General features: G+C 61.1%; 5 protein-coding genes and 6 pseudogenes. 10 read left to right on the top strand and 1 reads right to left on the bottom strand.

The features are described from left to right. The 10 genes and pseudogenes from ACTJKX_RS35235 to ACTJKX_RS35190 form a co-directional block, all read left to right on the top strand. Positions 1 to 635, top strand: a pseudogene (locus ACTJKX_RS35235) (IS3 family transposase); the annotation flags it as partial. Positions 636 to 889: 254 nt separating this feature from the next. Continuing rightward, a pseudogene (locus ACTJKX_RS35230) lies at positions 890 to 1,965 on the top strand (IS110 family transposase); the annotation flags it as partial. 21 nt (positions 1,966 to 1,986) lie between these two features. Then, positions 1,987 to 2,268 (top strand): annotated as a pseudogene (locus ACTJKX_RS35225) (IS3 family transposase); the annotation flags it as partial. A 127-nt stretch (positions 2,269 to 2,395) separates the two neighbouring features. Continuing rightward, a pseudogene (locus tag ACTJKX_RS35220) lies at positions 2,396 to 3,191 on the top strand (IS3 family transposase); the annotation flags it as partial. A 423-nt stretch (positions 3,192 to 3,614) separates the two neighbouring features. Next, positions 3,615 to 3,896, top strand: coding sequence for a hypothetical protein (locus ACTJKX_RS35215; RefSeq protein ID WP_394315722.1), 282 nt, complete (start codon positions 3,615 to 3,617; stop codon positions 3,894 to 3,896). A 153-nt stretch (positions 3,897 to 4,049) separates the two neighbouring features. Beyond that, the gene (locus ACTJKX_RS35210) at positions 4,050 to 4,388 is read left to right on the top strand and encodes a hypothetical protein (RefSeq protein WP_440728172.1); all 339 of its coding nucleotides are present in this window, start codon (positions 4,050 to 4,052) and stop codon (positions 4,386 to 4,388) included. Between the two features lie 101 nt (positions 4,389 to 4,489). After that, a complete protein-coding gene (locus tag ACTJKX_RS35205; RefSeq protein ID WP_440728171.1) occupies positions 4,490 to 4,882 on the top strand; it encodes a hypothetical protein in 393 nt (130 codons plus the stop codon). A gap of 35 nt (positions 4,883 to 4,917) precedes the next feature. Next, positions 4,918 to 5,727, top strand: a pseudogene (locus ACTJKX_RS35200) (tyrosine-type recombinase/integrase). Between the two features lie 108 nt (positions 5,728 to 5,835). Further along, a complete protein-coding gene (locus tag ACTJKX_RS35195) occupies positions 5,836 to 6,582 on the top strand; it encodes a tyrosine-type recombinase/integrase (protein WP_440728170.1) in 747 nt (248 codons plus the stop codon). Positions 6,583 to 6,642: 60 nt separating this feature from the next. Beyond that, on the top strand, positions 6,643 to 7,638 hold the full coding sequence (locus tag ACTJKX_RS35190) for a tyrosine-type recombinase/integrase (RefSeq protein WP_440728169.1): 996 nt from the start codon (positions 6,643 to 6,645) through the stop codon (positions 7,636 to 7,638). On the opposite strand, the pseudogene ACTJKX_RS35185 reads toward ACTJKX_RS35190, so the two are convergent. After that, positions 7,633 to 7,848: pseudogene (locus ACTJKX_RS35185) on the bottom strand (hypothetical protein); the annotation flags it as partial. The gene ACTJKX_RS35190 and the pseudogene ACTJKX_RS35185 sit on opposite strands and share 6 nt — an antisense overlap.

Genomic DNA, 7,848 nt, shown 5'->3' with positions numbered 1-7,848 from the left:
AAGGCCGCAGCCTACTTCGCGAGGGAAGTGACATGAGGTTCGCTTTCATCGCGAGGCACCGGAACATCTGGCCGGTGGCGTGGCTGTGCGAGGCTCTGGATGTGTCCCGCTCAGGCTTCCATGCCTGGCTTAATCGTAGTCCCAGCGCTCGTTCCCGGCACGACGAGATTCTCGTTGCCAGGATCGATCGAAGCTTCAAGAGCAGCGACCGCACCTACGGCGCCCGGCGTGTTTGGCATGATGTGCTGGCGGAGGGGCTCTCCTGCGGCCTGCATCGCATTGAGCGGCTCATGCGGGAGAACGGGCTACGTGCCCGGCCGCGCCGCCGTGGGTTGCCGAAGGATACCGGCGAGCGAGCGGCAGTGTCGGACAACCTCCTTGATCGCGCCTTTGAGGCTTCGGCCCCGAACCAGAAGTGGATTGCTGACTTCACCTACATCTGGACCGCCGAAGGATGGCTCTACGTTGCCGCCGTCGTCGACCTGTTCTCGCGGCGTGTCGTCGGCTGGGCGATGAAGGCGGAGATGACGGCGCAGCTCGTCACTGACGCCCTGATCATGGCGATCTGGAGGAGAGGCAAGCCCGACAGCCTGCTGCACCATTCCGACAGTCAGAAGATGAATGCCAGTTCCCGGGCGGTCTGACTCAAACACCGATCGACCGCGGTAAGCTGGCGCCGCGAGGTGCCTCGGTGCGGTCTGACCCGCACTCCGATCGACCCCTGTGTCCTTCCCTGGACCTGTCGGCCGCCCGGGAACACCCCGCGGTGAGGCTCTGCCTCGGCCGTTGCTTGTGACCCGAGAAGGGCCTGACCAATCCGGTCTCGTGACTGTCCTGTCCAGGCATTGCGCTACGGCTGGGCCAAGCTTGGCACAGCGGAGAGGTGAACATGGACGGTGAGCAGAAGACGACACGCAGCATCATCGGTGGCGTCGACACCCACAAGGATTTGCATGTGGCGGCGGTGGTCGATGAACGCGACCGCGTTCTCGATACGCGCAGCTTTTCTACGACCCGACAAGGTTACCGGCAGATGCTCGCCTGGATGCGCTCGTTCGGCGATGTCCAGCGCATCGGCATCGAGTCGACCGGCAGCTACGGCGCTGGTCTTCTGCGCTACATGCAGATCGCGGGCGTCGAGGTGCTCGAAGTGACCGCGCCGGACCGCCACGATCGTCGCAGACGAGGCAAGAACGATGACCTGGACGCCCAGAGTGCCGCGCATGCGGCCTTCGCCGGACAGCGGACCGTCACCCCGAGGAGCCGGGACGGAATGGTGGAATCTCTCAGAGTTCTCAAGGCTTGCCGCAAGACCGCGGTGAACGCGCGGCGTATCGCTTTGCAGATGATCCAGAACACGATCATTGCCGCGCCAGACGGGCTGCGAGACCAGTTGCGGGGAATGACCCGGATGCAGTTGATCCGCACCCTTGCGTCTTGGCGCCCTGACCTGACGGCGTGCCGCGATGTCGCTGGCGCCTATCGCATATGCCTCAAATCTCTTGCGCGGCGGTACCTCGAACTTCATGACGAGATCGCCGACCACGACACGATGATCGTAGCGCTTGTCAGCGATCTTGCGCCCGAGCTGATTGCCCGGAACTCCATCGGCCACAACAGCGCAGCTCAGTTGCTCCTCACCGCCGGCGACAATCCAGAGCGGCTCAGGTCCGAAGCAGTTTTGCAGTGCTCTGCGGCGTCAGTCCCGTCCCAGCATCCTCCGGGCTGACGACACGGCACCGTCTCAATCGCTGCGGTGACCGTGCTGCCAACAGTGCTCTGCACATCATCGCGATCGGACGCCTGCGAACGGACGAGCGAACCAAGGTCTATGTGACACGCCGCATATCCGAAGGCCATTCCAAGCTTGAAGCCATCCGGATGCTGAAACGATACATCGCACGCGAGGTCTTTGGCATCATCATGCGGCGCCAAGCGGACATCAACGCCACGCGCATCGCCGCTTGGCAAACAGAAGGGCGTCCAGGGACGCAATACACCAGCGAGCAGTTCCAGCGCCTGATGGCCGATCACGGCACCACCTGCTCAATGAGCCGGTCGGGCAACGTCTGGGACAATGCTGCGATGGAAAGCTTCTTCTCGTCGCTGAAAACCGAGCGCACGGCCCGCAAGATCTACAGGGCGAGGGATGACGCCAGGGCGGACGTGTTCGACTACATCGAGCGCTTCTACAACCCTCGGCGACGGCACTCGACATTGGGATATATGAGCCCTGTCGAGTTCGAGGAGAAAGCTATGTTAGCTTAACCTGGTGCCCGAAAAACCGGCAGCAGGCCACGATGCCTTTTTTCTTCTGCCCTTGCTGGATGAGGGAGGGGGCGGCGGTGGCTCAGCCTTGGCTCTTTGGCGGATTTGACCAAGGCCGAGTTCCTTGGCTAGGCGAGAGCAGGCCAAAGATGTTCAAACAAGCTTCAGATTTATCCGCGATCATGTCGGTACGTAGCCCGTCCGCCCAATGTGCCGTGTTCTTCAGGTCTCGACCTGCGGTTATTAGGTATGGCGCTTTCGTCCGGAGAGTTCACGATCGATGGCAAACCAGAAACTGCTCACCGATGTTGGGCGTCTGCACGTCGAGCATGGTGGCCGCTATGGCAGCCCAAGGATCCATGCGGCGCTGAACGACGAGAGCAAAAGGACGAGCCGCGGCCGCGCTGCGCGCTTAATGCATTCGTATGCTGGGGGGCGCAGGCTCAAGCCATGCACGGCCGACAGCCGTCACCATCTGCCGATTGCACCAACATCACCTATTTGCCAACCCGGGAAGACTGGCTCTACCCCTTGGCCGTCAGGCTGGCGAGCGTGCTCGACCTGGTCACCCGCAAAATCGTTGGTGGGGCCATGCGCGACCATATGTGAACCGAGCTGCCGCTTACCGCCTTGATGATGGCCGTACAACGCCAGAGATCGTTCGAAGGTCTCATCTGTCATTGCGACCGCGGAAGCCAATATGCGGCCGAGGCCTATGCCAATCCGCTCGCAGCTATCAAGGCCAAATTCTCGCCTCGCTTGACACACGCTCGAGGTTGAATCGGTGCACCAGCGACGATGGACAACCCGGGAGGAGGCGCCATGGGACCTGTTCGCTTAGCGAAGGTTACTATAACCGACGGCGGATCTACTCCGCTCTCGGATATAAAACCATGGAACAGGCCGAACGAAACATGGCCTAAACCCGCGTCCACCACTCCAGGGCGACGTCAGCCGAGATCTGCCTTGGCAGTGTTGGCGTGATTGCGGCGCGAGAAGTGTTGCGGTTTACCAACAACCGAGATTGGCAGCAACGTAGCGGATGACTTAGGCGAATCACGTGTGTTCTTCGCATGGCCAAGCATGAAATTACCATTATTGCAGATAATTTTTAAATTTAATGTGTAAAATCGACCATAATGGTGAAATTATTTCTTCATAAATAATCATTACATAATCTTTTATTTGATTAATTGTAGCTTATATGTTGTATTCTATATCACAAAAAATGACTACCGAAGAAATAAATTTTGTTACCTTGCCTAATACCAAAGAGGCGGTTGCTTCGGTGGCAGGCGATGACGTAGCGTTGCCTGGCTTACGGTGCCGCAAAGCCGGAGGCCCGGATGACAGCCTCAGCAACCGTCCGCCCGGGCCTCCCCTTCTATCAGATTAATGCTGGCAATACGTGCCCGCTACTTGCCTTGATCGCTTCCCACTTTTCAAAGCAATGGGCAACGAATGCATTTGCCCATATCACGGATGGGCGCGATCTTTCCATCGCGATCGGCTTGCCACACCGGCAAGATGCGATGTTGGGTGTGCGGATTCCGAATGAATCCGGCCATCTATTCCGACGCGAAGCCGGCCATCGTTCCGATTTGATGTCGGCCACCATTCCGATTTGAATCCGGCCGGCATTCCAATCAATTACCGGCCAGCTCGCGGTTCGATTTCGGCGCCTTCGTTTGGGCCAGTCCTTCGAGCATCCACGCCTCGTAATCAACGAGGTGGTGTGGATGCCGGCCAAGAGAGAACTGACCATGAGACAGATACGATAAATGCTCCGGCTTGCCCGCGACGGCGTGAGTGCCCGTCAGATCGGGCGCACGCTCGGCGCCGCACGCAGCACCATCCAGGACAATCTCAGGCGAGCTGCCGGCGCCGGCCTGCATTGGCCCTTGCCAAGTGAACTGACCGATGCCGCCCTGGAACAACTGCTGTTCAGCCTGGCCGGCACCAAGGCCGGACAACGCTGGCGTGTCGAACCGGACTGGGCCGCCCTTGCCTGCGAGTTGAAGCGCCCGGGTGTCAATCTGATGGTGCTGTGGGAGGAATATCGCGACATTCACCCCGAGGGGTATGGCTATAGCCGTTATGTTGCGGCCTGGCTTATGTGATCTTGCGAGGCGGTTTCTCTCGCCATCGGGGAGATGGCTGCGCTTGACGCAACATAAATAGGGGCTTCGCTTGGCCGATCTCAATCAATTTGAGGTCCACCATGGATCAGTTCTGTTCTTCCGGCACGCCCGCCGATTGCCGGTTTCGGGACGTGCCATTCGCCGACGAGCGGGACCGCTATCTCAGCCATTGCGCGGCACATGGCGCGAGGCCCGCAGCCCTGAGGGTGAAGCGCAACGAACTCCTTTGGATTGCCCGACGTCTCGCCACGGACGCCGACCAGGGTATCGGCATGACGGAGTTGATTGCGATCGCGATGGAGCGACAGCAGGTCCACGGGGCGGTCACCGCTGCGCGGCGGGTCATCGATATCGGTCGCCCGTGGCTGCGTTTTCTCGGCTGGTGGCGGGAACCCTTCGACCCGCTTTGCACCGTGACAAACTCGACGGTTATGTCACCTGGATGCGCGACGAGCGCGGCTTCACACCGTTAACGTTGTAACAATGGGGCCGAACGACGACAAGATTCCTGCTGTGGTGTGCGCAGACGAGCCGTCAGCTTGGAGATCTGACGGCAACCGATCTCGATAATTATGTCGCCACCCAGGGCAAGGGCCGCTGGACACGCGTCTCGACAGCCAACACGGTCTCCGCATTGCGCGCGTTCTTGCGATACGCCGCCAAAGAGGGGTGGTGCTCAAACCGCTTGGCGGAGGCGATTGCTCGGCCGCGGCTCTATCAGCAGGAATCGCTTCCATATGCCCCGGATTGGTCTGCCGTCCAGCAGATGCTGGCGGACGTCGACACCGCTAAGCCACGGGATATCCGTGATCGAGCGATTCTTCTGTTACTGGCGCTCTATGGCATGCGGAGCGGTGAAGTGGCCGCTTTGCGGCTCGACCAGATTGACTGGCCGAGGCGAACCCTTGGGCTCGTTCGGCTGAAGTGACGACAACCCCAGATCTATCCCCTGCTACCCGCCGTCGCCGAGGCTCTGGCCCGGTACATCGACACCGTCCGACCGCCGTCATCCTGCCAGGAAGTGTTCCTCTGCATGCATGCGCCTCTTCGACCACTGATGGCAGGCAGCATCTTTGACGTCGCCAATCGGCGCTTCGCCGCGCTCGGCATCGAAGCGGCACATCGCGGAGGGCATGCGTTGCGTCACGCCTGCGCAGTTCGGTTGCTCGCCGAAGGCCTGTCCCTGAAGGAGATCGGCGATCACCTGGGACATCGCAGCACGTCCGCAACCAGCACCTACGCGAAGGTGAACATGGCGGCCCTCCGCGAGGTCGGTGCCTTCGACTTGGGAGACGTCCTACGATGCTCGCCGACGTAATCGATACCTATCTGACCCGCCAACGGTCGCTGGGCATGCGGTTCGAGTCCGCCGGAGAGTTGCTCCATCGCTTCGGCCGGGCAATTGGGGGATCGACCGATCCAGGAGGTGACAGGCGAGGCGATCCTCGACTTCCTCAATGGCGATGGGGCGTTGACCGCGACCTGGGTCCTTAAGCACAGGGTGCTGACCGGTCTATACCGGTTTGCTGTCAGCCACGGGCACGTGGACAGTTCGCCTCTTCCAATAACTCTGCCCAAGCTGCCGCCACAGCAAACGCCCTATGTTTATTCGACCGAGGAATTGCGCCGACTGCTGGACGCGACCGCGATCCTGCACACGGGCCGCAGCCGTCACGTCCCCGCCATGTACCGCACCCTGCTGTTGCTCCTCTACGGAACCGGCATGCGCATTGGCGAGGCGTTGCGCTTGACCTTGCAGGATGTCGATCTCGCCGAAAGAACCATCACCGTCCGCTGCACGAAGTTCTTCAAGACGCGCCTCGTGCCGATCGGACCGAAACTTGCCGACGAACTGGCTGCGCACCTTGAACGCCGCAGCTTGCTGCCCATGCCGCTCGGCAGGGAGGCGCCGCTCTTCGCGTCGCGCGGCGTTCGAGGAGGTGCTATCCGCGCGTCATCGCGATGTTCCAGCATGTGCGACGAGCTGCCGGTATCAATTGCCCCATCGGCGAACCGCGCCCGCCGCGCCTGCATGATCTTCGCCACGCCGCCGCAGTGCACCGTGTCGTCGCGTGGTATCGCACCGGCCAGGACGTCCGGCGATTGCTCCCGCAGCTCGCGACCTACCTCGGTCACCTCGATATCTGATCGACCCAGCGCTACCTCCAAATGACACCGGAACTCCTGGAGGCGGCCAGCCAGCGCTTCGCCCAGTATGCGATGGGAGGCGATCATGAAGGATGAGACGCTCCTGGGACCTTGGGTTCGACGATTCCTCCTCGAGCATCTGGTGGCAGAGCGCAACCTGGCTCGGAACACTCAGGTCAGCTACCGCGATACCCTGGTGCTCTTGCTGCCGTATGCCAGCAAGCACGCAGGGCGTGCCATCGATCGCATGGCCGTCGAAGATCTTACGCCGACTGTCATCCGCAAGTTCCTGGACTACCTGGAACACGATCGTCAATGCAGCGGTGCCACCCGCAACCAAGGGCTCGCGGCCATCCGATCCCTGGCGCGGTTCATCGCCATGCGCTCACCGGTGCATGAGGCGTGGTGCGCCGAGATACGGGCGACGCCGTTCAAGAAGACCGCCAAGACCGGGATTGGGTACCTCGAGAAGGCCGAGATGGATGCGCAGCTTGCCCAACCGAATCGGCGTACAGCTCTCGGAGGTCGAGACCATGCGCTGCTCCTGTTCTTGTACAACAGCGGCGCTCGTGCTGACGAGGCGGCGAAGCTGACGATCGAATGCCTGACGTTGGGAGCACAATCGTCTGTGCGGCTGCATGGCAAGGGAAACAAGTTCCGGACATGCCCGTTGTGGCCGATCACCGCAACGTCGCTGTCGAGGCTGATTGTCAACCGGGGCAGGAGTGAAGCGGTATTCCTGAACCGGATCGACTTGCCTTTGACGCGGTTCGGCATTCACCGGCTCGTAACGCAATATGCCGAACGAGCCAGCAGGACCGTGCCGTCGATGGCCACGAAGCGGGTGACGCCGCACACGATCCGCCACACGACTGCTGTCCATCTGCTGCGCGCCGGGGTCGACATCAACACTATCCGCGCCTGGCTCGGGCACGTGTCTCTGGACACGACGCACGTCTACGCCGAGGTCGACATGGAAATGAAGGCGAAGGCGCTGGCCCGGGTCGATCTCTCCGGCCTGCAGACCCAGCCATGGCAACGGGCGCTGCCGTCCCTGATGACGTTCCTGAAAGGCCTATAGTCGTTGGGCTCGTCGCTCGAATTTATGTTGCGGCTCACGCCAGGAAAACCAGCACTTTCCCTGGCTGCGCCACATAAGCCGGGCCGCAACATAACAGGTGTAGCCATAGCCGTCGGGATGGTCGGCTCGATATTCCTGCCACAGCAGCGTCAGCGTCACGCCCTTGCGCTTGAGCTCGCTGGCGATCTTCGGCCAGTCAGGCTCGCTCAG

The organism is Labrys sp. 22185 (genome assembly GCF_052045555.1).
Taxonomy (GTDB): domain Bacteria; phylum Pseudomonadota; class Alphaproteobacteria; order Rhizobiales; family Labraceae; genus Labrys; species Labrys neptuniae.
Note: the sequence above shows the minus strand (reverse complement) of the source record. Positions and strands in the feature narration are given on the sequence as shown.

Excerpts from the sequence above, each read along its gene's own strand:
- ACTJKX_RS35215 (WP_394315722.1), top strand. The coding sequence starts at position 3,615 with ATGACAGCCTCAGCAACCGTCCGCCCGGGCCTCCCCTTCTATCAGATT.
- ACTJKX_RS35210 (WP_440728172.1), top strand. The coding sequence starts at position 4,050 with ATGCTCCGGCTTGCCCGCGACGGCGTGAGTGCCCGTCAGATCGGGCGC.
- ACTJKX_RS35205 (WP_440728171.1), top strand. The coding sequence starts at position 4,490 with ATGGATCAGTTCTGTTCTTCCGGCACGCCCGCCGATTGCCGGTTTCGG.
- ACTJKX_RS35190 (WP_440728169.1), top strand. The coding sequence starts at position 6,643 with ATGAAGGATGAGACGCTCCTGGGACCTTGGGTTCGACGATTCCTCCTC.